At 67.9% G+C, this 26,356-nt stretch carries 24 protein-coding genes and 1 tRNA gene; 11 read left to right on the top strand and 14 right to left on the bottom strand.

Annotated features, from left to right (window positions below):
• Positions 1–28 precede the first annotated feature (28 nt).
• The 3 genes from D6860_RS19205 to D6860_RS19215 are packed head-to-tail and all read right to left on the bottom strand — an operon-like array spanning position 29 to position 1,816.
• Positions 29–514, bottom strand: coding sequence for a GNAT family N-acetyltransferase (locus tag D6860_RS19205; RefSeq protein WP_076622991.1), 486 nt, complete (start codon positions 512–514; stop codon positions 29–31).
• A complete protein-coding gene (locus D6860_RS19210; protein ID WP_017469609.1) occupies positions 511–1,107 on the bottom strand; it encodes an HD domain-containing protein in 597 nt (198 codons plus the stop codon). Before D6860_RS19210 ends, D6860_RS19205 begins: the two co-directional genes overlap by 4 nt.
• Positions 1,108–1,117: 10 nt before the next feature.
• A complete protein-coding gene (locus D6860_RS19215) occupies positions 1,118–1,816 on the bottom strand; it encodes an FkbM family methyltransferase (protein WP_076622992.1) in 699 nt (232 codons plus the stop codon).
• A 114-nt stretch (positions 1,817–1,930) separates the two neighbouring features.
• Here D6860_RS19215 and ahcY point away from each other — a divergent pair, with 114 nt between their 5' ends.
• The 3 genes from ahcY (at position 1,931) to D6860_RS19230 (ending at position 5,904) form a co-directional block, all read left to right on the top strand.
• The gene (ahcY, locus tag D6860_RS19220) at positions 1,931–3,319 is read left to right on the top strand and encodes an adenosylhomocysteinase (protein ID WP_076622993.1); all 1,389 of its coding nucleotides are present in this window, start codon (positions 1,931–1,933) and stop codon (positions 3,317–3,319) included.
• A 160-nt stretch (positions 3,320–3,479) separates the two neighbouring features.
• Complete coding sequence (locus tag D6860_RS19225) at positions 3,480–4,451, top strand: ketopantoate reductase family protein (RefSeq protein ID WP_076622994.1); 972 nt, start codon at positions 3,480–3,482, stop codon at positions 4,449–4,451.
• Between the two features lie 103 nt (positions 4,452–4,554).
• Complete coding sequence (locus tag D6860_RS19230) at positions 4,555–5,904, top strand: esterase-like activity of phytase family protein (protein ID WP_076622995.1); 1,350 nt, start codon at positions 4,555–4,557, stop codon at positions 5,902–5,904.
• Between the two features lie 70 nt (positions 5,905–5,974).
• Here the strand turns inward: D6860_RS19230 and D6860_RS19235 are convergent, their stop codons facing one another.
• Together D6860_RS19235 and D6860_RS19240 are read right to left on the bottom strand one after the other, a co-directional pair.
• Positions 5,975–7,516, bottom strand: a complete 1,542-nt coding sequence (locus tag D6860_RS19235) for an alanine/glycine:cation symporter family protein (protein WP_017466997.1) — start codon at positions 7,514–7,516, stop codon at positions 5,975–5,977.
• 15 nt (positions 7,517–7,531) lie between these two features.
• On the bottom strand, positions 7,532–7,969 hold the full coding sequence (locus D6860_RS19240) for a universal stress protein (protein WP_017466998.1): 438 nt from the start codon (positions 7,967–7,969) through the stop codon (positions 7,532–7,534).
• Positions 7,970–8,240: 271 nt separating this feature from the next.
• Between D6860_RS19240 and D6860_RS19245 the strand changes: the two genes are divergently transcribed.
• Positions 8,241–8,582 carry a DUF2853 family protein gene (locus D6860_RS19245; protein WP_017466999.1) on the top strand — a complete coding sequence of 114 codons (342 nt, stop codon included), beginning with the start codon at positions 8,241–8,243 and terminating at the stop codon, positions 8,580–8,582.
• 238 nt (positions 8,583–8,820) lie between these two features.
• On the opposite strand, the gene D6860_RS19250 is transcribed toward D6860_RS19245, so the two are convergent.
• Genes D6860_RS19250 through tsaD form a run of 4 tightly spaced genes read right to left on the bottom strand, consistent with a single transcriptional unit; the run spans position 8,821 to position 11,549 of the window.
• Positions 8,821–9,240, bottom strand: coding sequence for an EVE domain-containing protein (locus tag D6860_RS19250; RefSeq protein WP_017467000.1), 420 nt, complete (start codon positions 9,238–9,240; stop codon positions 8,821–8,823).
• Positions 9,237–9,509: a YciI family protein gene (locus tag D6860_RS19255; protein WP_076622996.1), complete on the bottom strand. Its 273-nt coding sequence runs from the start codon at positions 9,507–9,509 to the stop codon at positions 9,237–9,239. Before D6860_RS19255 ends, D6860_RS19250 begins: the two co-directional genes overlap by 4 nt.
• A gap of 1 nt (position 9,510) precedes the next feature.
• Positions 9,511–10,473: an NAD(P)H-dependent glycerol-3-phosphate dehydrogenase gene (locus D6860_RS19260; RefSeq protein WP_076622997.1), complete on the bottom strand. Its 963-nt coding sequence runs from the start codon at positions 10,471–10,473 to the stop codon at positions 9,511–9,513.
• On the bottom strand, positions 10,470–11,549 hold the full coding sequence (tsaD, locus tag D6860_RS19265) for a tRNA (adenosine(37)-N6)-threonylcarbamoyltransferase complex transferase subunit TsaD (protein ID WP_076625310.1): 1,080 nt from the start codon (positions 11,547–11,549) through the stop codon (positions 10,470–10,472). Before tsaD ends, D6860_RS19260 begins: the two co-directional genes overlap by 4 nt.
• Positions 11,550–11,621: 72 nt before the next feature.
• Between tsaD and D6860_RS19270 the strand changes: the two genes are divergently transcribed.
• The 4 genes from D6860_RS19270 (at position 11,622) to D6860_RS19285 (ending at position 15,646) form a co-directional block, all read left to right on the top strand.
• A complete protein-coding gene (locus tag D6860_RS19270; RefSeq protein ID WP_076622998.1) occupies positions 11,622–12,368 on the top strand; it encodes a uroporphyrinogen-III synthase in 747 nt (248 codons plus the stop codon).
• A gap of 45 nt (positions 12,369–12,413) precedes the next feature.
• Positions 12,414–13,961 carry a COG4223 family protein gene (locus D6860_RS19275; protein ID WP_229743270.1) on the top strand — a complete coding sequence of 516 codons (1,548 nt, stop codon included), beginning with the start codon at positions 12,414–12,416 and terminating at the stop codon, positions 13,959–13,961.
• 10 nt (positions 13,962–13,971) lie between these two features.
• Positions 13,972–15,525 (top strand): heme biosynthesis protein HemY, encoded by a 1,554-nt coding sequence (locus D6860_RS19280; protein ID WP_076623000.1) that lies wholly within the window; start codon positions 13,972–13,974, stop codon positions 15,523–15,525.
• 45 nt (positions 15,526–15,570) lie between these two features.
• Positions 15,571–15,646 (top strand) — tRNA-Thr (locus D6860_RS19285).
• A 123-nt stretch (positions 15,647–15,769) separates the two neighbouring features.
• Here D6860_RS19285 and kdsA read toward each other — a convergent pair.
• The 4 genes from kdsA to D6860_RS19305 form a co-directional block, all read right to left on the bottom strand.
• On the bottom strand, positions 15,770–16,618 hold the full coding sequence (kdsA, locus tag D6860_RS19290; protein WP_076623001.1) for a 3-deoxy-8-phosphooctulonate synthase: 849 nt from the start codon (positions 16,616–16,618) through the stop codon (positions 15,770–15,772).
• The gene (locus D6860_RS19295; RefSeq protein ID WP_076623002.1) at positions 16,615–17,403 is read right to left on the bottom strand and encodes a 3-deoxy-manno-octulosonate cytidylyltransferase; all 789 of its coding nucleotides are present in this window, start codon (positions 17,401–17,403) and stop codon (positions 16,615–16,617) included. Before D6860_RS19295 ends, kdsA begins: the two co-directional genes overlap by 4 nt.
• On the bottom strand, positions 17,400–18,353 hold the full coding sequence (locus D6860_RS19300) for a KpsF/GutQ family sugar-phosphate isomerase (protein WP_076623003.1): 954 nt from the start codon (positions 18,351–18,353) through the stop codon (positions 17,400–17,402). Before D6860_RS19300 ends, D6860_RS19295 begins: the two co-directional genes overlap by 4 nt.
• A gap of 81 nt (positions 18,354–18,434) precedes the next feature.
• Positions 18,435–18,935, bottom strand: coding sequence for an SH3 domain-containing protein (locus D6860_RS19305; RefSeq protein ID WP_076623004.1), 501 nt, complete (start codon positions 18,933–18,935; stop codon positions 18,435–18,437).
• Positions 18,936–19,039: 104 nt separating this feature from the next.
• Between D6860_RS19305 and D6860_RS19310 the strand changes: the two genes are divergently transcribed.
• Complete coding sequence (locus D6860_RS19310) at positions 19,040–20,026, top strand: 2-hydroxyacid dehydrogenase (protein ID WP_017467795.1); 987 nt, start codon at positions 19,040–19,042, stop codon at positions 20,024–20,026.
• 232 nt (positions 20,027–20,258) lie between these two features.
• Complete coding sequence (locus tag D6860_RS19315; RefSeq protein WP_076623005.1) at positions 20,259–21,398, top strand: hypothetical protein; 1,140 nt, start codon at positions 20,259–20,261, stop codon at positions 21,396–21,398.
• 72 nt (positions 21,399–21,470) lie between these two features.
• Here the strand turns inward: D6860_RS19315 and D6860_RS19320 are convergent, their stop codons facing one another.
• Entirely contained in the window at positions 21,471–23,036 is a 1,566-nt protein-coding gene (locus D6860_RS19320; RefSeq protein WP_076623006.1) for a 2-isopropylmalate synthase, read from the bottom strand.
• A gap of 337 nt (positions 23,037–23,373) precedes the next feature.
• On the opposite strand from D6860_RS19320, the gene D6860_RS19325 reads away from it, so the two are divergent.
• Positions 23,374–26,355 carry a type I secretion protein gene (locus tag D6860_RS19325; RefSeq protein WP_076623007.1) on the top strand — a complete coding sequence of 994 codons (2,982 nt, stop codon included), beginning with the start codon at positions 23,374–23,376 and terminating at the stop codon, positions 26,353–26,355.
• Position 26,356: the final 1 nt, after the last annotated feature.

Genomic DNA, 26,356 nt, shown 5'->3' on the forward strand with positions numbered 1-26,356 from the left:
CGGCGCGCCGTTCGGAGCCTGCCCCGAACTACAGGTCGTAGCGTTTCAGCACCTTGTCCACGACCTGCCCGTTGGCCATCAGCTGGCCCTCGACACGCCCGTAATCCTCGAAGCCGCGGCTCTGGTAGTAGATCAGGCCACCCTCGTTGTCGGCGCGGATCTCGGCGTTGATCCAGGCGTAACCGGCCACGCGGGCGGCTTCCTTCGTCGCCTCGAAAAGCTTCGTCCCGATCCCGAGCCCGGTCTTGCCGTGCTTCGCGAAGGTCGCGATCTGGCCGACCTGCGCGCCGTGGTCCCGATGCGGCGCGATCCACTGGAAGCCGAGGATCTCGCCCGCCGGGTCTTCGGCGACATGCCAGATACTGCGCGGGTCGGCCTCCATCCAGCGCATCAGGTCCTCGCGGCTGACCGGCTCGGTCATCGCGGTGGTGCCGCCGACCTCGATGATCTCGTTGAGCAGCTCGGCCATGGGGCGCGCATCGAGCGGTCCGGCGCGGCGGGTGGTGACGGTCATGGCAATTGCTCCAGCAGTTCCTGATGGCGGGCGGTGAAGGCGCGGCGGACCTCGACCGGCGGGCGGAGGTGGATGTCGAGCCCCTCCATGTGTTCGGGCGCGGGACGTCCGAAGAAGCGGCGCGCCTCCTCGACACGGAAGCCGGCGATCTGCGTCGCCTCCATGAAGGCGGAGACCATATCGGCCTTCTTGATCCGTTTCTTCAGCGCCGGGGGCGTGATCGCGGGCAGGCCGAAGCGGATGTGGATCGCCGCCTCGAGCCGCTTGTCGAGTTCCTTGTATTCCGGTCCCACCGCCGCCTTCACCGGAGAGATCATGTCGCCGATGACGTATTCCGGCGCGTCGTGCAGCAGCGCGGTCAGTTGCTGCGCCGGGCTGGCGCCGGGATACATGCGCGAGAAGAGCGCCTCGACCAGCAGCGAGTGTTCGGCCACGGAATACGGAAAGTCGCCCTCGGTCTGGCCGTTCCAGCGCGCCACGAAGGCGAGCCCGTGGGCAATGTCCTCGATCTCTATGTCGACCGGCGTCGGGTCGAGAAGATCGAGCCGGCGGCCGGAGAGCATGCGTTGCCATGCGCGGGTCTGACGTGCCATGCGGATCGCCTCAGGTCTGGGGAAGGAAGAAGGCGTTGCGTTCCATCGCGCCGCAGAGCCGGTAGCCCTTGTCGGGGAACTGCTCGGCGAGGAAATCGGCGTACATCTGCCGCTGCCATGGCCGGCCGGCCTCGAGCACGATCATCGGGGCGCAGTGCTCGACGATGCGGCGGGCCCCAAGCAGCGCCGGGCGCTCGTGCCCCTCGACGTCGAGATGCAGGATCGAGACGCGCCGACCGGCGGGCACCAGCGTGTCGAGCGTCGTCACCTCGACCGGCAGGGTATCGCCCTCTGCCTCGGGCGAGACGATCCGGGCGCGGGCGGCCATGGGGTCGCCGCCGGGGCGGGCCAGCTGCAGTTGCAGGGTGCCCGGGGTCTCTCCGACCGCCACGGGGGCGAGCGTGACATTGGCCAGATCGTTGAGCGCGATGGTCTCGCAGGCGGCCGAGAAGCTCAGGGGATTGGGTTCGAAGCTGAAGATTTGAGCGCCCGGAGAAAGCGCACGGGACAGCGCCGGCAGGAAATCTCCGATGAAGGCGCCGCCTGTCACGATGTCGCCGCCTCCGGTGCGCCGCTGCATGAGCCGCAGCGTATTGGGTTCGTAAACCTCACCGTTCGCTAGGATTTTCGGAATTTCGCGCTTCACGTAGTCGGCCGGGACGCAGTAGAACCCGTATTCGTTTACCGAGATGCGATGTTCGAAATCCATGGAGCCCTTCCTGCCCGGCGGTACGGAATTGCACAAGGCATCCCTGTTGTTGTCGTTCATGGCAAGCTTTAAGACGAGAGCATCCCGCAGGAGCCCCAACAGGAGTGCAGGCATATGACAAACGACTATATCGTCAAGGACATCTCGCTGGCGGAGTTCGGCCGCAAGGAGCTGGACATCGCGGAAACCGAGATGCCGGGCCTGATGGCCTGCCGCGCCGAGTTCGGTGAGGAGAAACCCCTGAAGGGCGCGCGCATCGTGGGCTCGCTTCACATGACGATCCAGACCGCCTGTCTCATCGAGACGCTGGTCGCGCTGGGCGCCGAGGTGCGCTGGGCGTCGTGCAACATCTTCTCGACACAGGACCACGCCGCCGCCGCCATCGCTGCGGGTGGCACGCCGGTCTTCGCGGTCAAGGGCCAGACGCTCGAGGAGCACTGGGACTATCTCGACAAGTCGTTCCAGTTCGAGGACGGCCCGAACATGATCCTCGACGATGGCGGCGACGCCACGCTCTACGTGCTGCTCGGGGCCCGTGCCGAGGCCGGTGAAGACGTCATCCCGGTGCCGCAGTCCGAGGAAGAGTCGGTCATCAAGGCGCAGATCAAGAAGCGGATGGAGGCTTCCCCCGGCTGGTTCACCAAGGTGCGCGACCAGATCAAGGGCGTGTCCGAGGAAACCACCACCGGCGTGCACCGGCTCTATGAGCTGCACAAGAACGGTCAGCTGCCGTTCCCGGCAATCAACGTGAACGACAGCGTCACCAAGTCGAAGTTCGACAACAAGTACGGCTGCCGCGAGTCGCTGGTCGACGGCATCCGCCGCGCGACCGACGTGATGATGGCGGGCAAGGTCGCCGTAGTCTGCGGTTACGGCGACGTGGGCAAGGGCTCTGCCGCGTCGCTCGCCGGCGCGGGCGCCCGCGTCAAGGTGACCGAGGCCGACCCGATCTGCGCCCTGCAGGCCGCCATGGACGGCTTCGAGGTGGTGCTGCTGGAAGACGTGATCGCGGATGCCGACATCTTCATCACCACCACCGGCAACAAGGACGTGATCCGCATCGAGCACATGCGCGAGATGAAGGACATGGCGATCGTTGGCAACATCGGCCACTTCGACAACGAGATCCAGGTCGCCGCGCTGAAGAACCACAAGTGGACCAACATCAAGGACCAGGTCGACATGATCGAGATGCCCTCGGGCTCGCGCATCATCCTGCTGTCCGAGGGGCGCCTGCTGAACCTCGGCAACGCCACCGGCCACCCGTCCTTTGTCATGTCGGCATCCTTCACCAACCAGGTGCTGGCACAGATCGAGCTCTGGAAGAACGGCGACGACTACGAGAACAAGGTCTACATCCTGCCCAAGCACCTCGACGAGAAAGTCGCGCGGCTGCATCTCGACCGCATCGGCGTGAAGCTGACGCAGCTGTCGACCGAGCAGGCGGCCTATATCGGCGTGACGCCCGAGGGCCCGTTCAAGCCCGAGCACTACCGCTACTGATCGCGGTAGGGTGGGCAATATTGCCCACCCCACGAGCCGACACGCCGCAACGAGAAAACGCCCCGCCCGCAAAGGCGGGGCATTTTTTTGTCGGCCCCGGGGGTTGCACTTCGGCTCTGGCTGGGGCCGCTTGGGGCGAAGCTGAACAGGGGATAGCGACATGCGGATCATCATTCACGGCGTGGGCGCCATCGGCGGCGTGGTCGGCGCGGCACTGGCCGAGAGCGGGCAGGAGGTCATCGGCATCGCACGCGGCCGGATGCTGGAGGCAATCCGCGCCGACGGCATCCGCCTGGTCAGCCCGAAGGGCCGCGCGCAGGTGGATCTGCCTTGCGTCGCGCATCCGTCCGAGATCACCTTCCGCCCCGACGACGTCGTGCTGCTCTGCGTGAAGGGGCAGGACACCGAGCCGGCGCTGCGCGACCTGCGCGCCGCCGGCATGACCGATCAGCCGCTGGTCTGCCTGCAGAACGGCGTGGCCAACGAGCGTGCCGCGCTGCGCTACTTTCCCAACGTGCACGGGGCGATGGTCGCCATGCCCGCCACCTACCTCGAGCCCGGCGAGGTCATCACCCACGGCGCGCCCTGCTACGGGCTGCTTGTCCTCGGGCGCTATCCGGGGGGCACCGACGCGGCGGACACCGCGCTGAAAGAGACGCTCGACCGGGCCAACATCGCTACCATCCTCTCGGATCGGGTGATGGACTCGAAATACGGCAAGCTCCTGATGAACCTCGGCAACATCGTCGACGCCCTGCTGCCGCTCGATGCTGACCGCGCCCGGTTCACCGAGCGTCTCAAGGACGAGGCGCGCGCGGTCTTTGCGGCGGCGGGGATCGGATACGAGGATGTCGGGCTCGACGATCCGCAGCGCAAGCAGTTCATGCAGATCACCGAGATCGAGGGCGTGCCGCGCTCGGGAAGTTCGACCCGCCAGAGCATCGCCCGGGGCGCGGGCAGTGTCGAGACCGACTACCTCAACGGCGAGATCGCGCTGCTGGGCCGGCTGCATGACACGCCGGCGCCGCTGAACGCGCGGCTGACCGGCCTTTCGGCGCGGCTCGTCGCAGACGGCAACGGCGCCGGTGGCATGAGCGAGGCGGAGCTCGAGGCGGTGTTCGCGAACGGCTGAGGACAGGGGGCGGCAGTCACGAAAGCGATACCGTTTGGTGATCGCCCCGTTACCTTGCCACGTTAGCGACGGGTCATTCCGAAATCCGACAGGGATGACCACGATGCGTCTTTCTATTTCCGTTTTCGCGCTCGCCGGCATGCTGGCAGCGCCCGCCGTCGCCGAAGAGACCTTTCCGGCCACGCTCGCCGGCCACGCCTACCTCCCCGCGCTCTCGCTGGTCGAGCCTCCGGCCGACGCGCCGCGCGACGCCTGGATCTCGGGCAAGTTCACGCAAGGGGCGCGCAACGAGCAGCCCATGTCGGTCATGGGCAACACCGGCGGCAACTACGGCGCGCATGACACCGGCATCGCGCTGCCGTTCATCGGTCAGCCCGTGCAGGGCATGTCCGGCTTCGCCATGAACCGGGCCGAGGACGGGGCCTACTACGTGCTGACCGACAACGGCTTCGGCTCGAAGCGCAACTCGCCCGACGCGATGCTGTTCTTCCACAAGATGATGCCCGACTTCGAGACCGGCACGGTCGCGCGGCGTGACACGATCTTCCTCAGCGATCCCGATCGCAAGGTGCCGTTCCGCATTGCCTACGAGGGCACCGAGAGCCGCTACCTGACCGGCGCCGACTTCGACACCGAGTCGATCCAGGTGATCGACGACGAGGTGTTCATCGGCGACGAGTTCGGTCCCTACATCATCCGCGCCGGTCTCGATGGCGTGGTGCGCGAGGTCTACGCCACCGAGCTCGACGGCAAGGAGCTGCACGGGCCCGACACCTACAGCGTCTACGTGCCCGCCTCGGCCGGCAGCGACTATCAGGTGCAGCGCTCGGGCGGCTACGAGGGCATGGCGCTCCAGCCCGGGACCGGCCTGCTCTGGGCGATGCTCGAGAAGCCGATCCTGCTCGAGGGCGGCGAGACCGAGGGACCGTTCCTGCGCGTCATCGCCTTCGATCCGGAGGCCGGGGAGTGGACCGGCGAGAGCGGGAAGTTCCAGCTTGCCGACGGTGCGACGGCCATCGGCGACTTCAACTTCATCGACGAGACCCGCGCGCTGGTCATCGAGCGTGACAACGGCGAGGGCGACGCCGCGCAGGCCTGTGCCGAAGACGCCACCGATACCTCGGACTGCTACCCCAACCCGGCCCGCGTGAAGAACATCGTGCTGGTCGACATGTCGGACGTCTCCGAGGACGGCTTCGTGCGCCGCCTGGGCCATGTCGACCTGCTGGACATCGCCGATCCCGACGGCGTCGCGCTCGATGGCATGGCCCCCGCAGAGGGCCCCTTTACCTTCCCGTTCTTCACCATCGAGGACGTGGTTCGGGTGGACGAGACCCACATCCTCGTGGCCAACGACAACAACCTGCCGTTCTCGGGCGGGCGCGTGCCGGGGCAGGCCGCGCACAACGAGTTCATCCTGCTGTCGGTGCCCGAGCTGCTCTCGGCCGAGTGACCTGACAGGCTGCGGAACGAGAAAGGGCGCCCTCGCGGGGCGCCCTTTCCACCTTTCCTGAAGCGATGGATCAGTTCTTGAATTTCCGGATCTCGCCGGACTTCAGCCGCGCGATGTAGCTGTTGAGCTCGCGTTTCACGATGGGCATCAGCAGGTAGAGCGCGATCACGTTCACCACCGCCATCGAGAACAGCATGGCGTCGGAGAAGTCGATCACCGGCCCGAGATTGGCCGCCGACCCGATGACGATAAAGACGCAGAAGATCACCTTGAAGACGATCTCGCGCGACTTGCCCTCGCCGAAGAGGTAGGTCCAGGCCTTCAGCCCGTAGTAGCTCCAGGAGATCATCGTCGAGAAGGCGAAGAGCACCACCGCGATGGCGAGCATCGCCGGGAACCACGAGAAGGCATGCGCGTAGGCCGCCGAGGTCAGCTCGACTCCGGCAACCTCGCCCTCGGTCGAGATGCGGCCGGCCTCGGCGTTCCAGACGTACATGCCAGTGTCGGGGTCGACGTTCAGCACCCCGGTGATGACGATCACCAGCGCGGTCATGGTGCAGATCACTACCGTGTCGATGAACGGTTCGAGCAGCGCCACGTAGCCCTCGGTGACCGGTTCCTTGGTGCGCACAGCCGAGTGGGCGATGGCCGCCGAGCCGATGCCGGCCTCGTTCGAGAAGGCGGCGCGGCGGAAGCCCTGGATCAGCGCGCCGGTGAAGCCGCCGAGCACGCCGAGGCCGGTGAAGGCGCCCTCGAAGATGCGGCCGAAGGCCCAGCCGATCTCGTCGTAGTTCATCAGCAGGATGATGACCGAAACGATGACGTAGAACACGCCCATGAAGGGCACGACCTTCTCGGTCACCTGCGCGATCGACTTGATGCCACCGACGATCACCGCGAAGGTCACGCCCGCGAGCAGGATCCCGGTGATCCAGCCCGGGTATTCGCCGAGCACGCCGGACAGCTGCGCGTGCGCCTGGTTGGCCTGGAACATGTTGCCGCCGCCGAGGGCGCCGAGGATCGTGAAGATGCAGAACACCACGGCGAAGATCTTGCCGGCCGGCAGACCGCGTTCGGCGAAGCCCTTGGTCATGTAGTACATCGGGCCGCCGGAGACGGTGCCATCGGGATACTCGTTGCGGTATTTCACGCCGAGCGTGCATTCTGTGAACTTCGTGGCCATGCCGAACAGGCCGGCGACGATCATCCAGAAGGTCGCGCCCGGCCCGCCGATGCCCACGGCGACCGCGACGCCCGCGATGTTGCCAAGACCCACGGTGCCCGACAGCGCGGTGGCGAGGGCCTGGAAATGGCTGACCTCGCCGGCGTCGTCCGGGTCGGAGTAGTCGCCCTTGACCAGCGCGATCGAGTGGCCGAAGCCGCGCAGCTGGATGGCGCCGAAGTAGACCGTGAACACCAGCGCGGCGACGACCAGCCAGAGCGCGATCCACGAGAAGTTGGTGCCCGGCAGGTCGGCGAAGATCAGCGAGACATACCAGCCTGTATAATCGGCAAAGAGCGTGTTGATGGTTTCATCGATACCCTGCGCCGCCGCCCGGTGGGGCAGGAGCATGGCGGCGAGTGCAAACAGCGAGAATAGGCGGAATGGCATGAGGGACTCCTGGGCTCAGGGCACGATTACGGTAGGGACGGGAGCGACCTGGGCAAGTCCCAGCGGCACCGAGCCGAAGACGCGGGCCGCCATCGACTGCGAGCCGGAGCGTCCGACGAAGATGACCGTTCCGCCGGCCTTGGCGGTTTCCTCGACGACGAGTTCGACCACCTGCCCGTAGCGGATGATGCCCGAGGCCTCGACACCGGAGGCCCGTGCCTTTTCGAGCGCCGGAGCCAGGACGATCTCATGCGCGCGGGCAAGCTCCTGCTTGCGGCGGCCGTGGCGTTCCTCGACCTCCTGTGGCGTGAGGAACGAATAGGGCGACCACTCCAGAACATGGACGAGCAGCAATCGCGCGTCCTCGGCCTTGGCGCGCTTGATGGCGTATTCCAGGACGCTCGGGGCGTCGGGCCGGCCTTCGTAGGCGACCACGAATGTTTCTGAACTCATGTCGGCTGTCCCTGTCTGGTCTCGTGGTCCGCAGGTCGCGATCGTGACGCGCGGATGACATGATGCTCTGCGAGCAGCGGGCCATCTGTCACGGTTTTTCTTTCATTCAACTAAAAATTGTCGGGTTCTCGCCCGTTCGCGTTGGTTTCGCGCAAAATATGTGAGGATTTTCTTCTTTTTATTCGGCATGCGGAGACTAAGCTGCCCCTGCGCAGCCGCCGCTTCTGGTTTTCGAAAGACGGCGGGGCCGTCAGCACAGGGAGAAGGGATCATGGGCAAGAGAGACGATCTGATCGAGAAATATGCCGAGGACCTGCGCGAGAAGTGCGGGATGCAGCCTGACATGGACCTGCTGACCAAGGTCACCATCGGCTGCGGTCCGGCGATCTACAACGCCGACAGCGCCACCGTCGCCGCCACGCAGGAGGGCGAGCTCGAAACCGTCAAGGCGAACTTCCTTGTGAAGAAGCTGGGACTTTCGGACGGGCCAGAGCTGATGGACGCCATCGAGTCGGTGATCGAGACCTACGGGCGCTCCGAGCGCAACAAGTACCGTGCCGTGGTCTACTACATGCTGGTGAAGCACTTCGGCAAGGAAGCGGTCTACAGCTGAGACCGGAACCGGCCGCAGAGGAAACCTCCGAATCCTAAGCGGAGGTTTCCTTTTCATGCCAGCATTTTAGACACTCGGGTTTTGCCCCGGCGGGCCATGCAGGCTACACAGGGGGCAGGGCCAGAAGGCCGAAAACCGTATCACTCGATCCGTGCTGTGGGAGTATGCATGGGGTGGGGACGGGGTTCGGCTTCGGGCCGGGCCCCGTCTTTTAGAAAGCGGTGGGGCCGGTGGTGCCTTACGGGTCGAGCCCGGCCATCGCGCAGACGATCTGCCATTCGTCCTCAGTCACCGGCTGCACCGACAGGCGCGAGTTCTTTACCAGCACCATCTCGGCCAGGCGCGGATCGCCCTTGATGTCGTCAAGCGTCACGGGAGTCTTGGCGGATTGCACCGCCTTGATGTCGACGCACTCCCAGCGCTCGTCGTCGGTGGTGCTGTCGGGATGGACGGGCGCGATCACCTCGACGGTGCCCACGACGGCCTTTTCCTTCTGCGAATGGTAGAAGAAGCCGCGGTCACCCACGGCCATCTCGCGCATGAAGTTGCGGGCCTGGTAGTTGCGCACGCCGTCCCATTCCTCGCCCACGTCGCCCTTGGCGACCTGGTCGTCCCACGACCACGTCGACGGCTCGGACTTGAACAGCCAGTGGTTCATCCGATGACTTTCTTCCACGCGGTCAGCTCGACGCTGTCGAAGAGACCGGCCTTGGCGTAGGGGTCGCCGTCGGCCCATGCCCGGGCCGCGTCCATGTCGGCCACGTCGAGGATCACGAGGCTGCCTGCCATCTCGCCCGCGTCGTCGAGCAGCGGGCCGGCCTGCGCCACCACGCCGGTCTCCTCGATGTAGGCGAGATGCGCCTCGCGGTTGTCCTTGCGGGTCTGCAGCGCGCCGGGCTTGTCCTTGGCGATCAGGGCAACGAGCATGTCATTCTTCCTTCAGTGGACGGTTGAGCAGGTAACGGATGGCCTCGGCGACGCTGGTGTCGCGGGCGCCGACCTCGTGCACCATGGCACAGATCGGCAGGTCGATCTCCAGCCTTTCCGCCAGCCGGCGGACGGCCTCGGCGGTCTTCACGCCCTCGACGGTGAGCGAGGCATCAAAGACCTCGCCGCGCCCGAGCGCCAGCCCGAAGCGGTAGTTGCGCGACAGCTCCGAGGTGCAGGTCAGCGCGAGGTCGCCGAGCCCCGACAGCCCGGCGAGCGTTTCGGGCTTCGCGCCGAGCTTCGCGGCAAGGCGGGTCATCTCGGCGAACCCCCGGGTCATCAGTGCGGCGCGGGCGCTGTCGCCAAGCCCCTCGCCGATGCAGGCCCCGCAGGCGATGGCGATCACGTTCTTCAGCGCGCCGCCCAGTTCGGCGCCGATGGTGTCGGTGGTGCGGTAGAGCCGCAGCGCGCCGGTCGAAAGCTGGTGCTGCAGAGCCTTGCCGGCCGCGTCGTCGGCACAGGCGAGCGTGAGCGCCGTCGGCAGGTCGCGCGCGATGTCGTCCGCAAAGCTCGGGCCGGTGAGAATCGCCGGGATCGCCTCGGGCTTGGCATGGGCGATGACGCCGGTCGGGCCGGTCAGCTCGGTAAGGTCGACGCCCTTGCAGCAGGCCACCAGCCGCTGTCCGGTAAGCGGCGCCTCGACGCGGGCAAGCGTCGCGTGCAGGGCCTGCATCGGCACGGCGAGCAGCAGCGTTCCGGCCTGTGCCACGTCGTCGATGTCCGTGCTCGCGGTGATGCTGTCGGGCAGCGCGATGTCGGGCAGGCGCGGGGCGCGGTGCGCCTCGTTGATGCTGGCGACGGTCTCGGGGTCGCGCGCCCAGATGCGCACCGCGTGCCCTTCGCGGCTGAGGCTCAGGGCAAGGGCGGTGCCGAAGGCGCCGGCGCCGAGGACCGCGATGCTCATGCCTTGGCTCCCTTCTTGCCGGACCCGATGAGCGGGGCGGCGTTGCGGTCGAGCGGCCAGCGGGGACGGGCGGCAAGCGTCATGTCGGCGGTCTCGCCCGCCGCGAAGAGCTCGCCCCCGGCGTAGGCGATCATCGCCGCGTTGTCGGTGCAGAGCCGCAGCGGCGGGGCGGTGAAGCGCACGCCGCGTTCGGCACAGAGTGTCTCGAGCGCCGCCCGGATCGCGCCGTTCGCGGCGACGCCACCGGCGATGGCAAAGGCGGGCTCGGCGGGCGCCTCGTCGAGATAGAGCGCCAGCGCGCGCCGGGTCTTCTCGGCCAGCACGTCGCGCACCGCCGCCTGGAAACCCGCACAAAGGTCGGCGCGGTCCTGCGCGTGCAGCCCGCCCTGCTCGGCGACCAGTGCGTCGCGCATCCGCAGCAGCGCGGTCTTCAGCCCCGAGAAGCTCAGGTCGCAGCCCTCGCGGTCGAGCAGCGGGCGCGGGAAGCGGAAGCGACGCTCATCGCCGGATTTTGCCTCGGCCTCGACCGAGGGGCCGCCCGGTTGCGGCAGGCCGAGCAGGCGGGCGGTCTTGTCGAAGGCCTCGCCCGGGGCGTCGTCGATGGTGCCGCCGAGCCGGGTGAAGTCCTGCGGGCCGCGCACGGTGAGGAACTGGCAATGCCCGCCCGAGACCAGCAGCATCAGGTAGGGATAGGCCAGCCCGTCGGTGAGCCGGGGCGTCAGCGCGTGACCGGCAAGGTGGTTCACCCCGATCAGCGGCTTGCCAAGGCCCGCCGCCAGCCCCTTGGCCAGCATCACGCCCGACAGCACGCCGCCGATCAGTCCGGGCCCGGCGGTGACCGCCACGGCGTCGACCTCGCGCAGCGTTACGCCGGCCTGCGACAGGGCCTCTTCGACGGCAAGGTCGAGTTTCTCGGCATGGGCGCGGGCGGCGATCTCGGGCACCACGCCGCCGAAGGCCGCGTGCAGCTCGGTCTGGCCCATGACCACCGACGAGAGGATCTCGCGACCGCGCAGAACGGCGGCGGCGGTGTCGTCGCAGCTGCTTTCCAGCCCAAGGATGATCGGATCCGGCATCGGTGCGTCCATTGCAAAGCCTTGTCCTTGCAGCTACCACCTGCACAACCGCCCCACAATCCCGGAGCGCAGATGCCCGCAGTGCCGCCCGTTCTTCTGCTGACCCGCCCCGAGGCGGGGTCGCGGCGGTTTCTGGAGGATCTGGCGGCCGAGGGGGTCACCGGCTTCACTGCCATCATCAGCCCGCTTCTCGGGATCGAGGTCACCGGGCCGCTGCCGGATCTCGACGGGGCAGGCGGGGCGATCTTCACATCGGCGAACGCGGTGCGGGCCTACACGGCGCTCGGCGGCAGGCCGCTGCCGCTTTGCTACACGGTGGGCGACGCCACGGCGCAGGCCGCGCGCGAGGCAGGATTCGCGCCGCGCAGTGCCGGCGGCAATGCCGATGCGCTGGTCGCGATGATCCGGGCCGAGGCGCCCGGGGAACGGCTCGTGCATTTTCGCGGGACACATGCCCGGGGCGACGTGGCGGCGCGACTCGCGGCGGCGGGGCTTCATGCGGGCGACGCGGTGATCTACGATCAGCCTGCACAGGAATTGAGCGCGGCGGCGAAAGCCGCGCTCGATGGCGATGTGCCCGTGATCGTGCCCCTTTTCTCTCCGCGCAGCGCGGCGCAGTTTGCCGGGGTGCCGCGCGGACGCGCGCCGCTTATCGTCGCAGCGATGAGCAGGGATGTGGCCGCGGCGCTTGGGGCGCTATATGTGACTCGACTGGAGATTCCGGCGCAACCCGACGCTGTTGATATGCGTAGGGTTGTGATTGGTTTACTGAAGGACTTCGGGGCGCTTGTGAAAGGTCACGGGTCTGTGAAAGGTTAAGCGGGCACCTGACCGTGCCTGAACATGAATTCGAAAGGGTGGAGCGTGGCCGACGAGAAAAAGCCAGTGGACGGCACCGAGGAGAACGCCGAGGGTGAAGCGGCGAAGACTCCTGAGACCGAACTGACGCCGGAGGCGGTCCCCGACGCGGTCGTCACCGAAGAGGATGACGCCGAGAAGGCCGCCGAGGAAACGCCCGAGGGAGAAGATACCCCCGAGGCCGGCGGCGACGACTCCGCCGATGATACGTTGGCCGAAGGTGCCGACACGCTGTCCGGAACCGAGGACGAGGCGACCGACAGCGCGATGATCGACGGCACCGTCGGCGAGGACACGCTTGGCGAAGACACGCTCGAGGCGATGTCGACCGGCGAGGATACCATCGGAGAGGACACCTCGGGCGACGAGTCGCTCGAGACCTCCGGTGACCAGATCCATTCCGTCGGCGAGGCGGTCGATCTCGACAGGAACTCCGACACGGTCCACTCTCACGACAGCGACACGACGTCGTCAGCCTCGGCGTGGGGTGCAGGCGCGGGGGCTGCCGGCGCGACCGCGACCAGCGGCACGACGACCGGCGCCACGCCGGAACCGGCAGTGCGCGAAAAGGTCGTTGAAAGAAAGGGTGGCTTCGTCCCGATGCTGCTCGGCGGCGTGATCGCCGCGGCGCTGGGCTACGGGGCCTCGGCCTACCAGTCCGGCAGCTGGCCCTTCAACGAGGCCGTCGCGCCCGACACCTTCCGCGAGGATACGCAGACGGCGCTCGAGGATCAGACCGCGCGGATCGACGCGCTCGCGCAGGAAGTGCAGACCGCGACCGACACCGCGAACGGGATCGACCTGAGCGGTCTCGAGTCCTCGGTCGAGGAGTTGCGCGGCAGCATCGACGCCGCTGCCGGCAACTACGACGCGCTGGCGCAGCGGATCGAGGCCATCGAGAAGCGCCCCGTCGAGGAATCGGTCTCGCCCGAGGCGATGGCCGCCTACGAGGACGAGCTGAACAAGCTGCGCGAGGCGATCGTGCAGCAGCGCACCGAGGTCGAGGAAATGACCCAGCAGGCGCTTGCCGCCGAGGCCAACGCCGAGGAAACCGCGGCGCTCTCCAAGGCGCGCGCGGCCCTGTCCGAGGTGATGACGGCGCTCAACAGCGGCGATCCCTACGGGGAGGCGGTCACCACGATCCAGGAAAACGGCGTGACCGTGCCCGACCCGCTCTCTGCCCCGGCAGAGGAAGGCGTGCCGACGCTCGCCGAGCTCACCGAGGAATATCCGCCGCTGGCGCGCGAGGCGCTCACGGCGGCCCGCCAGAGCGCATCCGAGGACCAGAGCGGCACCGACCGGTTCGCGACCTTCCTGACCGATCAGGTCGGGCTGCGCTCGGTTACTCCGCGGTCGGGCGACAGCCCCGACGCGATCCTGTCGCGTGCCGAGGCGGCGCTGCGCAGCGGTGACCTGCCGCAGACGCTGACCGAGCTCGGCAGCCTCCCGGAGGCGGCGCAGGCGCCGTTGTCGGACTGGATGGACCGGGCGCGCACCCGCGCCGATGCTGTTGCGGCGGCCGACGGCCTCGCGCAGGAAATGAACAAGGAATAAGGGTCGCACAATGCTCTGGTCACTTCTCAAGATCGTCCTGTTCGTCGCCGTCGTGGCGGCCCTGACCGTCGGCGCCGGCTACATCATGGAAAGCCAGGGCGGCATCCAGATCACCGCCGGCGGCTACGAGTTCAACCTCGGGCCGCTGCAGTCTGTGATTGCCGTCATCCTGCTGGTCATCGCGCTATACGTGATCTTCAAGCTGGTCTCGCTGCTGATCGCGGTGCTGAAGTTCATCAACGGCGACAGCACGGCGCTGTCGCGCTATTTCGACCGCAACCGCGAGCGCAAGGGCTACCAGGCGCTGTCCGAGGGCCTGCTGGCGCTGGCCTCGGGCGAGGGCAAGCTCGCTATGGCCAAGGCCCAGAAGGCCGACCGCTACCTGCACAAGCCCGGCCTCACCAACCTGCTGACCGCGCAGGCCGCCGAGATGACCGGCGACACGCGCAAGGCGGAAGAGGTCTACAAGAAGCTCATCACCAACGACGAGACGCGGTTCGTCGGCATTCGCGGGATGATGAAGCAGAAGCTTGCGCGCGGCGATACCGATACCGCGCTGAAGCTGGCGGAGCGCGCCTTTGCCATCAAGCCCAAGCACCCCGAGATCCAGGACACGCTTCTGATGCTCCAGGCGCAGAAGCACGACTGGCGCGGTGCGCGGGCGACGCTGTCGGCCAAGCTCAAGCACGGGTCCATGCCGCGTGACGTCTACAAGCGCCGCGACGCGGTGCTGGCGCTGTCCGAGGCCAAGGACATCTTCGCCGAGGACAAGCCCATCGAGGCGCGCGAGGCGGCGATCGCCTCGGCCAAGGGCTCGCCCGATCTCATCCCGGGGGCCTGCATGGCGGCCCGGTCCTACATCGCGAAGAACGAGCCGAAGAAGGCCGTGCGCGTGCTCAAGAAGGCGTGGAGCGTTCAGCCGCATCCCGACCTCGCGGCCGCCTTCGCCGAGATCAAGCCCGAGGAAACGCCGGCCGAGCGCATGAAGCGCTTCCGCACGCTCACCACGATCAAGCCCGAGCACCGCGAGACGCGCCTGCTGCGCGCCGAACTGGCGCTGGCGGCCGAGGACTTCCCGGAGGCGCGCCGCGCCATGGGTGATCTCGTCGAGCGTGAACCGGATGCGCGCGTGCTGACGGTGATGGCGGCCATCGCCCGTGGCGAGGGGGCCGGTGACGCCGAGGTGCGCGGCTGGCTGGCCAAGGCACTGTCGGCGCCGCGCGGTCCGCAGTGGGTCTGCGACAGCTGTCACCAGATCCATGGCGAGTGGACTCCGGTCTGCGAGAACTGCGGTGGCTTCGACACGCTGAGCTGGACCACGCCGCCGCAGACCGATGCCGCGCGCCCCGGCGCGGAAATGCTGCCGCTGATCGTCGGCGGCTCGGACGAGGCGCCCGCCGCGGCCCCGGCCGACACCGGCGAGACGCACGAGATCCTGACGCCGAATCCGCCCACCGGGCCGGGCCGCGAGGCCGCCGAGGAGGCGTCGGAAACCCCGGTCGAGGATGCCGAGGAAGTCTCGGGCGAAGGCGATGCCGAGCGCGAGAAGGAAGAGGCAAAATAGGTCTTTCCTACGGGCGGCCCCGGTGTTAAGAGGCCGCCCACCAGTGCCGGTGTAGCTCAGCTGGTAGAGCACGTCATTCGTAATGATGGGGTCGTAGGTTCGAGTCCTATCACCGGCACCAGTTGAAAAGCGCCCCGCGTCTGATCTGACGCGGGGCGCTTTTTTCTTTCGGGGGCTGGTGCGGTGGTCGAGGCGGCAGGCGGCGCCGGGGGGCCGACGTTCCGCCTGCGAGCGGGACCCGAACTCAGGCGAAGAGATCGTCCAGCAGGTCGGTCCGGCCCTTGGTCAGGTCGTCGATACCACGCAGCCCGTGCAGGAGATGCCCGAGCTTCGAGACCGGCACCATGTTCGGCCCGTCCGAGGGGGCAGTATCGGGGTCCTCGTGGGTCTCGATGAAGACCGCCGCCGCGCCGACGGCCAGCGCCGCACGTGCGAGCGGTTCGACGAACTGCCGCTGTCCGCCCGAAGAGCTGCCCTGTCCGCCCGGAAGCTGCACCGAGTGCGTGGCATCGAAGACCACCGGGTAGCCGGTCTGGGCCATGATCGGCAGCGACCGCATGTCGCTGACCAGCATGTTGTAGCCGAAGCTGGCGCCGCGCTCGCAGAGCATGATCCGCTCGTTGCCGGTCGAGGCGATCTTGTCGGCGACGTTCGCCATGTCCCAGGGCGCGAGGAACTGGCCCTTCTTGACGTTGATTGCCGCCCCGGTCTCGCCGGCGGCAAGCAGCAGGTCGGTCTGGCGCGACAGGAAGGCCGGGATCTGCAGCACGTCCACCGCCTCGGCCACCGGCGCGCATTGCTCGGGCCCGTGGACGTCGGTCAGCACCGGAACGCCGAACTCCTTGCCGATGGTCGACAGGATGTGCAGCCCGTCCTCCATGCCGATGCCGCGCTTGCCCGACAGCGACGACCGGTTCGCCTTGTCGAAGCTGCCCTTGAAGATCCAGTGGGTCTCGGCGGCCTCGGCGGCGGCGGCGATCTTCTCGGCCAGCATCCGCGCGTGGTCGAGGCTCTCGAGCTGGCAGGGGCCGGCGATGAGCGTGAAGGGCGACGTGTTGGACACGGTGATGTCGCGAATGCGAACGTCGGTCATGCGATGTTCTCCTTTTTCAGCACCGCTTCGATGCGGGCCACGTCGACGGGGTTGTTGAGCTCCCAGAACACGCGGCCGCGCGCCTCGACGGGCACGCAGGTCACGGGCACGCCGTTCTCGAGGAAGCGGAGCTGTTCGAGCCCCTCGGCGCGCTCCAGCGGCCCCTCGGCCCATTCGGCATAGCGGCGCAGCGCGGCGGGGCGATAGCCGTAGACGCCGACATGGTGCCAGACCTCGGGCGGCGCTTCGAGGTCGCCGACATAGGGCAGCACCTCTTTCGAGAAGTAGAGCGCCGTGCCGTCGCCGCGCATGACGGCGGTGGTGCCGCCGACGCGGCCCTCGCGCCGGTCGGTGACGAAATGCACCAGCGTGTCGCGGTCGGTGCGCAGGACCGGGGTCGCCATCTCGACGGCCGGGTCGCGCATCCGCTCGATCAGCGCCTCGACGAACCACGGAGGCGTCAGCGGTGCGTCGCCCTGCAGGTTGATGACCGTCTCGGGTTCGGAGGGCAGCTGGGCCACGCCCTCGGCGCAGCGCTCGGTGCCGTTGCGGGCCTCGGACGAGGTCATCAGCACGTCGGCGCCGAAGCCGCGCGCCGCTTCGGCGATGCGGTCGTCGTCGGTCAGCACGTAGACCGCGTCGGCGCCCTTGACCGTGCGGGCAGCGTCCCACGCCCGCCGGATCAGCGAGCGGCGTTCGCCGGTGGCGCCGGTCAGCTCGACCAGCGGCTTTCCCGGGTAGCGGGTCGAGGCGTAGCGAGCGGGAATGAAGATGACGGCGCTCATGCGACACCTGCCCGCAGCGCGTCGTGGATGTGGACGAGCCCGACGAGCGTGCCGTCGTCCTCGACCGCGAACAGCGCCGAGATCTTCGAGGCGTTCATCACCCCGAGTGCCTCGGTCAGCAGGGCATCGGGAGCGATGCTGCGGGGATTGCGCGTGGCGACTTCGCCGGCGGTGCGGTCCATGAGTCCCTCCAGGTTGCGGCGCAGGTCGCCGTCGGTGATGACGCCCGCGAGCTTGCCGTCCTCGACCAGCGCCGCGACGCCGAAGCCCTTCTGCGACATGACGACGAGCGTCTCGCCCATGTCCGTGTCGGGCATGACCACGGGCAGCTCGTCGCCCCGGTGCATGACGGCGGACACCCGCAGAAGCTGCGCGCCCAGCGAGCCGCCGGGGTGGAAGGCGAGGAAGTTCTCGCGGTCGAAGCCGCGCTGGTCCATCAGCGCCACGGCCAGCGCGTCTCCGAGCGCCATGGTCATCGTGGTCGAGGTGGTCGGCGCCATGCCGATGGCGCAGGCCTCGGGGGCGTCGGGCAGCAGCAGGACGTGGGTGGCGGAGCGCGCCAGCGTGCTGTCGGCACGGCGGGTCATGGCGATCATCGGGATCGCGAAGCGCGCGCAATGGGCGATGATGTCGGCCAGTTCGCGGGTCTCGCCCGAGTTCGAGATCAGCAGCACCGCGTCGTCGGGGGTGATCATGCCGAGGTCGCCGTGGCTGGCCTCGCCGGGATGCACCGCCTGCGCCGGCGCGCCGGTCGAGGCGAGCGTGGCGGCGATCTTGCCGGCGACATGGCCGGACTTGCCCATGCCCGAGACGATGATCCGCCCGCCGATGTGCAGCAGCAGCGCGATCACGTCCTCGAAGGCCGGGGGCAGCTCGTCTCCGAGCCGGGTCAGCGCCGCGGCCTCGGTGTGCAGCACCGCGCGGGCGATTTCTGAAGGCGTCTGGGACATGTGCGCACCCGTGTTGAACCTTTGGCCTGTTACCGCGCTCCGCGCCCGGTGTCCAATGGCGTGCCCGGCGGGGCGGCGTGTCTACTCGCGGGTTTCGTCCGGAGCCACGCCCCAGTAGGCGGTCTTTGCGGCCCAGCCGTCGTAGCCGCCCGCCGAAAGCTCGCACCAGTCGACGGTGCATTCGCCGAGCCGCGCGATCACCCCGAGCGCCAGCTTGGCGTTCACCGGCGTATCGGCGCCGGGGCGGGCATGAAGCTCGAGCATGTCCTGCTGCACCAGCACGGTGCGCACCCCGGACAGCAGCGAGTAATGCACCCAGCCGCCGGCGCCGTCGGCGTCGCGCACCCGGCGCCAGTGGCCGTGCTCGGCGGTGATCTCGAGCGGCATGTCGCGGCGCTTGTAGACCCAGTCGATGCGATGGGTCAGCGACGGGCCGCGCCGCACGTTGGCCTCGGAGGTCTTGAGCGACACGTATCTCGGGATCGGCAGGTTGGTGACCGGTCCACGGTCGTCGCTTGCGGCAGCCACGCTGCCCGCAACGACGGAAGCGACCAGCCCGGCGATCAAAGCTGCCTTGCGCATTTCTCTGTCCTGCCCGCGTTTTTTCGGCGGGGTTCTTGTGCCCCGCACGCTCATGGGACACTGTGCCATCGAGCGCGAGCCATGGAAAGGGAGGGGAGGCGGCCATGCCTCAGAAACGCCTGAGTGTTGTCGTGACGCGACGCCTGCCGGAAGCGGTCGAGACCCGTCTGAGCGAGCTGTTCGACGTGACCCTGCGCGAGGATGACGCGCCGATGACGCGCGCCGAGCTGACGGAGGCGGTCCGCCACGCAGACGTGCTCGTGCCCACCATCACCGACCAGATCGACGCCGGGCTGATCGGGCAGGCGGGCGAGAACCTGCGGCTCATCGCCAACTACGGTGCCGGTATCGACCACATCGACGTCGAGACGGCGCGGCGCAACGGCATTCTCGTGTCGAACACCCCCGGCGTGATGACCGACGATACCGCCGACATGGTGATGGCGCTGATGCTCGCTGTGACCCGACGCATGCAGGAGGGCCAGCTGCTCATGCAGCGCGGCGAATGGGAGGGCTGGGCACCGACCGCCTTCCTCGGGACGCGGCTGGGCGGAAAGCGGCTGGGCATCCTCGGCATGGGCCGCATCGGTCAGGCGGTGGCACGGCGGGCGCGGGCCTTCGGGATGCAGATCCACTACCACAACCGCCGGCGCCTGCGCGCCGAGACCGAGGCCGATCTCGAGGCGACCTACTGGGAAAGCATCGACCAGATGGTCGCGCGGATGGACGTGATCTCGGTGAACTGTCCGCACACGCCCTCGACCTACCACCTTCTGAACGCACGGCGGCTGAAGCTGATGAAGCCCACGGCGGTGATCGTGAACACCTCGCGCGGCGAGGTGATCGACGAAAGCGCGCTGACGCGGATGCTCAAGGCGGGCGAGCTCGCCGGCGCCGGGCTCGACGTCTACCAGCACGGCATCCGGGGCAACCCGGAGCTCGTGAACATGTCGAACGTGGTGATGCTGCCGCACATGGGCTCGGCGACGATCGAGGGGCGCATCGAAATGGGCGAAAAGGTGCTGCTGAACGTCAAGACCTTCGCCGACGGGCACCGGCCCCCGGATCAGGTCGTGCCGTCGATGCTCTGAATGCCGCCGCCCCGCAGTCCGCTGCGGGGCGTTTTGCTTCGCCCGTCCACTCGCGCCACGGGTACGCCCCGACGTTGCCCGAATTCGGGTAAAACGTTCTAATGGCCTGAATGACTTAGAGAATAAGTCGAGGCAAGCGCCTTACTTTCGCCGCAATCCTGCGCCGGCAGAGGCCGTGCCTGCCCGTCACCTTCTTCCTGTCCGACGTTTCAAGGACTGATGGAAGAGTAAGATGGTGATATTTCATACGATCGGCAGGTTCCCGGGTGGAGCCGCGGGAACGATAACTGACTGGCCCGAGCCGGGTGCCCTCTCGGCGTCACATATCCTCGAGTACGATCTGGCGGCCCTCGATATGGGTCTTCGCCTGACGGGCGGCGGTCTGCTGCGCGAGGTTCCGGGCGCGTCGTGGCGCGCGTCGGTCCTGGCAGAAATCGACAGGTCGGCGCGCGAGGATGACGCGGTGCGTAACAACCACGACGAAGACGGGCACGATGACCACCACCCGGGCCGCCGCGCCGGGGCCGGGTCTGCACTGAAGATCGAGACCGACGGCAGCGTTCGCAATCTGTGCAACGCGGCGGTCAGCCTCGGCTACATGGTGGCGCTCGAATCCGTCGAGGAGATCGAGGAGGGGGCGCTGACGGACGTTGGCGCGCCAGGCGGTGGCGCTGGGACGGGTCCGGTGGGGGGCTTTTTTGCCAGTGCCGATGCCTTCGGCCTTGACGACATCCACGGGGCCGCTGTCGGTGCGCCCGATTTTCACGATCCGCGAACGGAGGCGTTGGATCACCTCTCGATGACCGCGACGGATGTTCTGGCGCACGCGCATGGCTTGGCGGGTGGCATGCTCGGGCATGACCGGCCCGAGCCAAACCACGCCTCGCATGCGGGCTTTCGCGAAGACGCGCAGCGCGCCGCAGCTCAGGACTGGCTCGAGGAGGCCCGGGATGGACGGTCGCACTCCACTGACAGCGCCGTTCAACTGCACATGGAAGACATGCCGCGCTCGGCGCACGTCATCCGTTGGGTGGATGACGCCGGCCCGCGCTCCGGAGCGCGGGGGGATCCTCAGGATCTCTCGGACCAGCGCTACGACGAATGGGTGGACACGGAGGGCGAAGCCGAAGTCTTCATCTTCACGGAGCAGAATGACGCCGATGACACTGCCGTTTTCGACGACAGCCCCGCCCTTCAGGATGCCGAGGTGATGGCGATCGTGATGGAGGAAATCCTGCGAGACTATTCGGAGGGGGCGGAGCCCCCGCTCTTCGCGTCTGGCGAAGCCGCTACGCCCGGGCCTGATTTCACGGATCTTTCGGCCGGAGCCTTGGTCACGGACATCGCATATGGCGCGGTCGATGATCTCTGAGATATCGCCTTTGTCCTTCCCTGCATGCGAAAACGCCCGCCCCGGAAGGAGGCGGGCGTTTGAATGTCGGGATCAGCTGACGTCCTTGTAGCTGATTTCCTTCACGTCGCTGCCGGTCTTGCTGCGGCGCACGTGCAGCCGGTTGAGCGCGTTCACGTAGGCCTTGGCCGAGGCATAGACGGTATCGGTGTCGGCCGACTGGCCGGTCGCGATCTTGCCGTCCTCCTCGAGGCGGACCGAAACCGTGGCCTGCGCGTCGGTGCCCTCGGTCACGGCGTGCACCTGGTAGAGCTGAAGCCGGGCCTTGTTCGGGTAGAGCGCCCGCACCGCCTTGAAGGTGGCGTCGACGGGGCCGTCGCCATGCTCGGTCGCGCTCATTTCCTCGCCACCGACTTCCATCTCGAGCGTCGCTTCGGCGGGGCCGCCGGTGCCGCAGGTGACCTTGAGCGAGACGATCTCGAGATGCTCGGCCCCGTCGGTCATGGCGTCGGTCACGAGCGCGAGGATGTCCTCGTCGTAGACCTCCTTCTTGCGGTCGGCGAGATCCTTGAACCGCACGAAGATGTCCTTGAGCTGGTTGTCGCCCACCTCGGTGCCGAGCTGCCGGAGCTTGTCGCGCAGGGCGGCGCGGCCCGAGTGCTTGCCGAGCGGAAGCGAGTTGGTGGCAAGGCCCACGTCCTCGGGTTTCATGATCTCGAAGGTCTCGGCGTTCTTGAGCACGCCGTCCTGGTGGATGCCGGATTCATGCGCAAAGGCGTTCTTGCCGACGATGGCCTTGTTGTACTGCACCGCGAACCCCGAAACCGTCGAGACACGGCGCGAGATGTGCATGATCTTCTTCGAGTCGATGCCGGTCTCGAAGGGCATGATGTCGCCGCGGGTCTTGAGCGCCATGACCACTTCTTCAAGCGCGGTGTTGCCGGCGCGCTCGCCGAGGCCGTTGATCGTGCATTCGATCTGGCGGGCACCACCCTCGACCGCCGCGAGCGCGTTCGCCGTCGCCATGCCGAGGTCGTTGTGGCAGTGGGTCGAGAAGATTACCTCGTCGGCGCCGGGCACCGTCTGGATCAGGCGGCGGATGAGCTCCGCCGATTCGACCGGCGCGGTGTAACCGACGGTGTCGGGAATGTTGATCGTGGTGGCCCCGGCCTTGATCGCGATCTCGACGACGCGGCAGAGGTAATCCCACTCGGTGCGGGTCGCGTCCATCGGCGACCACTGGACGTTGTCGCAGAGGTTGCGGGCGTGGCTCACCGTCTCGAAGATCCGGTCGGCCATCTCGTCCTGCGAGAGGTTCGGAATGGCGCGGTGCAGCGGCGAGGTGCCGATGAAGGTGTGGATGCGCGGGCGGGGTGCGCCCTTGATCGCTTCCCAGCAGCGTTCGAGATCGGGGACCTGGGCGCGGGCGAGTCCGCAGATCACGGCGTTCTTGCTGCGGTTCGCGATGTCGCGCACGGCGGCGAAATCGCCCTCGGACGCGATGGGGAACCCGGCCTCGATGATGTCGACGCCCATGTCCTCGAGCAGCTCGGCGATCTCGAGCTTCTCGTCGTGGGTCATGGTGGCGCCGGGCGATTGCTCGCCGTCACGGAGAGTCGTGTCGAAAATGTACACGCGGTCTTTGGCTTGGTCGGTCATGTCTCTGAATCTCTGTAAGGTCTTCGTCCTGGATGTCTCGCCGGCGCGAAACGGGTTCCCCTCTGAGCGATCGCGCCGGGAGTGCGCGCTCAGAGGCGGATTAGGAGAAGACGCAGGCCGAGCGCAAGCGGCGCGCTGAAAGCGCGTGCAACGGGTGCGATATGGCCAAGGGTCATCATGGGGCGAAATATACGTGCAAACCGGAAGAATTAAACCCGCAAAATGCTTCGGTTTCGGGGAAATGCGATGCCGCGCCGCAGCATCGCGCGCGAGGGGTTGAGTGGCGCGGAAAGCCGTCCATACTCGCAAGGGGGCGTCTGGGACAGGGAGACCAGATTTGATCGGACGACTTTGCCGTGCGGCGGTGCTTGCTGCCTGTGTGCCTCTTGCCGCCCTTGCTGCCCCCCGTGACGAGGCCGATGTCTACGTGTTCGGCAACAGCCTCGTGAATCACATTGGCGAACAGGCCCATTCCAACGTGCCGCACTGGATGGCCGAGATGGCCCGTGCCGACGGGCGTGGCTTTACCCTGGATGGGCAGTTCGGGTTCCTGCGCAACTTCGTGCAGGATCTGCCGCCGCGGCCCGGCTGGTCGTTCCCGGGCGTCGACAGCCTCTGGGATCCGGGGCGGGGGCCCTTTGCCGAGGCGGGCTACGACGCGGTGCTCGTGACGCCCGCCAACTTCATCCAGTACCAGCCGCCGGACCGGCCCTACGACGGCGACAACCCCGGCAAGGAAAGCCCGCTCGGGGCCACCGCCACGCTGGTCGAGTGGCTGCACACGCGCGCTCCGGGAACGCCGGTCTACATCTACGAGGGCTGGGCCGAGATGGCCGGGGTGGCGCGCGGCTTCCCGCCGTCGCGGCGGGGCCTGCGCCGATACCACGCTTTCAACACCGGCGATTACCACGACTGGTACGAGACCCTGCGCGACGACCTGCGCGCGGAGCAGCCCGAGGCCGACGTGCGCCTGATCCCGGTGGCGCGCATCCTTGGCGTCCTGCTGGGCCGGGGCGGTCCGCTCGAGGACATGCCGGCCGAGGCGCTCTACGTCGATGACGCTCCGCACGGAACGCCGTCGCTCTACTTTCTCGCGGCGATGATAACCTATGCCGCGATCTACGAGGCGCCGCCGCCCGCAGGATACGAGCCGCCGGAGAGCCTCCACCCCGACGTCGTGGCGGCCTATCCGGCGCTGGCCTCCGCGATCTGGGACGCAGTCTCCGGCGCGGGGATATTCGAGGAAGCCGCCGCCCGGCCTTCGGCGCCGGACGATACCCGGACCGCCGAGGCCGACGCTGCGGACGACGCGGCGCCTGCCGCCGAAGATCCCCTGCCACCGCGCGGCCGGGTGGCACTGCCCGAGGGTGGGGCGCGACCGGAGGGGCTGCCGGCGCTGGCGATGAACATCAACGGCATCTCGGACTGGTCGACGCAGCATCCCTTCATCGACCGCATGAAGAGCGCCCGGCAGTGGGTGGGCCACCTGCCGGGGCAGTGGGGCGGCGTCACCATCGAGGAATTGCGGGCGGAGGGCGTGCTCGACCCGGACGGCTGGCCGCTGCGCATCCCCGAGCGGGTCGAGCGGCTGGAATCGCTGCTGCTGACCGACCAGCCCGAGGAGGCGACGCATCTGCGCGGCACCTACATCGTGACCTGGAAGGGCGAGGGCGATCTGAAGCTCACCGGCCGCGCGCAGCGTGTGCGCTACGGCGATCACGAGGCCGAGTTCGACTACAGCCCCGGCGAGGGCGCGGTGGGCATCGCGCTCGGGGCGACCGATCCCGACGATCCGATCCGCGACATCCACGTCATCCGCGAGGACCAGCGCGATCTCCACGAGGCCGGGGTGATCTTCAACCCGGCGTGGATCGAGACCGTGCACGACCTGCGCAGCATCCGTTTCATGGACTGGATGGTGACCAACGGCTCTCCGGTGCAAGGCTGGGACGACCGTCCGCGCACGTCGGATTTCAGCTACACCTCCTGGGGCGTTCCGCTCGAGGTGATGCTGGCGCTTGCCAACCAGATCGGTGTCGACCCGTGGTTCACCATGCCGCACCAGGCCGACGACGCCTACATCCGCCGCTTCGCCGAGGCGGTGCGCGACGGGCTCGACCCCCGGCTGAAGGCCCATGTCGAGTATTCCAACGAGGTCTGGAACTTCATCTTTCCGCAGGCGGAATGGGCGCAGGCGCAGGCCGATGCGCTCTGGGGCCGGTCCGAGGCCGGCTGGATGCAATACTACGGCCTGCGGGCGGCGCAGGTGATGACGATCTGGAGCGACGTCTTCGGTGACGAGGTCGCCGACCGGCTGGTGCGCGTCGTGGCGACCCACACCGGCTGGCCGGGGCTCGAAGAGAACATCCTCGTGGCGCCTCTGGCCTACCTGCAGCTCGGATACGCCCCGGCCGAGGTCTTCGACGCCTACGCGGTGACCGGCTACTTCGGCTACGAGATGGGCGGCGAGGAGATGGCGCCGCAGATGGACGACTGGCTCGAACGGTCCGAGGCGCAGGCCCGCGCCGAGGGCGAGCGGCAGGGGCTGCGCCGCGTCGCGCTGCGCGAATACGTCCGCGCGCACCGTTACGAGGCGGCGGTGGCGCCGGTCGCCCTGGCGCTGCTCGAGGGCTCGCTGCGCGAGCTCACCGACGAGATCTTTCCCTACCAGGCGGCGGTGGCCGAGGCCTCGGACCTGCGGCTGGTGATGTACGAGGGCGGCACGCATCTGACCGCGCAGCTGCCGCGCGTGAATGACGAGCGGCTCACGGGGTTCTTCGAGTATTTCAACTACACGCCGGAAATGGCCAAGCTCTACGAGACGCTGCTGACCGGCTACGTCGCCGCCGGGGGCACGCTGTTCAACGGCTTCGTCGACGTGGCGCAGCCGTCGAAATGGGGCAGCTGGGGCGCGCTGCGCCACCTGCAGGACGACAACCCGCGCTGGGACATGCTGGCGAACTACAACGCCACCGGCCCCTCGGACTGGGCGCCGCGCGACCCCGAGGCCTTTGCCGACGGCGTGCTGACACGGGGCGGCGGCGGCGGCGAGACGTTGCAGGGCACCGCGCAGGAAGACATCCTGCTGGGCGGCGGCGGCAACGACGTGCTGGTCTCGGGTGGTGGCGACGACCATCTGCACGGCGGTGCGGGCACCGACCGCGCGGTTCTGCCCGGGCACCGGACCGACTACGTGTTTTCGCACGAGGACGGACGGCTGGTGGCCGACGGTCCGGCGGGGCGGGTGCTGCTGTTCTCGGTCGAGCGGCTGGGATTTGCAGGGGCCCCCGGCGACGACATCGCGACGGCGGGGCTCTAGC

The organism is Salipiger sp. D13 (assembly GCF_003703915.1).
GTDB lineage: Bacteria > Pseudomonadota > Alphaproteobacteria > Rhodobacterales > Rhodobacteraceae > Salipiger > Salipiger profundus.

Excerpts from the sequence above, each read along its gene's own strand:
- kdsA (WP_076623001.1), bottom strand. The coding sequence starts at position 16,618 with ATGACCGACGTTCGCATTCGCGACATCACCGTGTCCAACACGTCGCCC.
- D6860_RS19255 (WP_076622996.1), bottom strand. The coding sequence starts at position 9,509 with ATGCTCGTTGCCCTGATCGCCAAGGACAAGCCCGGCGCGCTGCAGACC.
- D6860_RS19235 (WP_017466997.1), bottom strand. The coding sequence starts at position 7,516 with ATGCCATTCCGCCTATTCTCGCTGTTTGCACTCGCCGCCATGCTCCTG.
- D6860_RS19215 (WP_076622992.1), bottom strand. The coding sequence starts at position 1,816 with ATGGATTTCGAACATCGCATCTCGGTAAACGAATACGGGTTCTACTGC.
- tsaD (WP_076625310.1), bottom strand. The coding sequence starts at position 11,549 with ATGCCGGATCCGATCATCCTTGGGCTGGAAAGCAGCTGCGACGACACC.
- D6860_RS19315 (WP_076623005.1), top strand. The coding sequence starts at position 20,259 with ATGGTGATATTTCATACGATCGGCAGGTTCCCGGGTGGAGCCGCGGGA.
- D6860_RS19270 (WP_076622998.1), top strand. The coding sequence starts at position 11,622 with ATGCCCGCAGTGCCGCCCGTTCTTCTGCTGACCCGCCCCGAGGCGGGG.
- D6860_RS19260 (WP_076622997.1), bottom strand. The coding sequence starts at position 10,473 with ATGAGCATCGCGGTCCTCGGCGCCGGCGCCTTCGGCACCGCCCTTGCC.
- D6860_RS19210 (WP_017469609.1), bottom strand. The coding sequence starts at position 1,107 with ATGGCACGTCAGACCCGCGCATGGCAACGCATGCTCTCCGGCCGCCGG.
- D6860_RS19280 (WP_076623000.1), top strand. The coding sequence starts at position 13,972 with ATGCTCTGGTCACTTCTCAAGATCGTCCTGTTCGTCGCCGTCGTGGCG.
- D6860_RS19225 (WP_076622994.1), top strand. The coding sequence starts at position 3,480 with ATGCGGATCATCATTCACGGCGTGGGCGCCATCGGCGGCGTGGTCGGC.
- D6860_RS19250 (WP_017467000.1), bottom strand. The coding sequence starts at position 9,240 with ATGAACCACTGGCTGTTCAAGTCCGAGCCGTCGACGTGGTCGTGGGAC.
- D6860_RS19240 (WP_017466998.1), bottom strand. The coding sequence starts at position 7,969 with ATGAGTTCAGAAACATTCGTGGTCGCCTACGAAGGCCGGCCCGACGCC.
- ahcY (WP_076622993.1), top strand. The coding sequence starts at position 1,931 with ATGACAAACGACTATATCGTCAAGGACATCTCGCTGGCGGAGTTCGGC.
- D6860_RS19230 (WP_076622995.1), top strand. The coding sequence starts at position 4,555 with ATGCGTCTTTCTATTTCCGTTTTCGCGCTCGCCGGCATGCTGGCAGCG.
- D6860_RS19295 (WP_076623002.1), bottom strand. The coding sequence starts at position 17,403 with ATGAGCGCCGTCATCTTCATTCCCGCTCGCTACGCCTCGACCCGCTAC.
- D6860_RS19310 (WP_017467795.1), top strand. The coding sequence starts at position 19,040 with ATGCCTCAGAAACGCCTGAGTGTTGTCGTGACGCGACGCCTGCCGGAA.
- D6860_RS19320 (WP_076623006.1), bottom strand. The coding sequence starts at position 23,036 with ATGACCGACCAAGCCAAAGACCGCGTGTACATTTTCGACACGACTCTC.
- D6860_RS19305 (WP_076623004.1), bottom strand. The coding sequence starts at position 18,935 with ATGCGCAAGGCAGCTTTGATCGCCGGGCTGGTCGCTTCCGTCGTTGCG.
- D6860_RS19300 (WP_076623003.1), bottom strand. The coding sequence starts at position 18,353 with ATGTCCCAGACGCCTTCAGAAATCGCCCGCGCGGTGCTGCACACCGAG.
- D6860_RS19205 (WP_076622991.1), bottom strand. The coding sequence starts at position 514 with ATGACCGTCACCACCCGCCGCGCCGGACCGCTCGATGCGCGCCCCATG.
- D6860_RS19245 (WP_017466999.1), top strand. The coding sequence starts at position 8,241 with ATGGGCAAGAGAGACGATCTGATCGAGAAATATGCCGAGGACCTGCGC.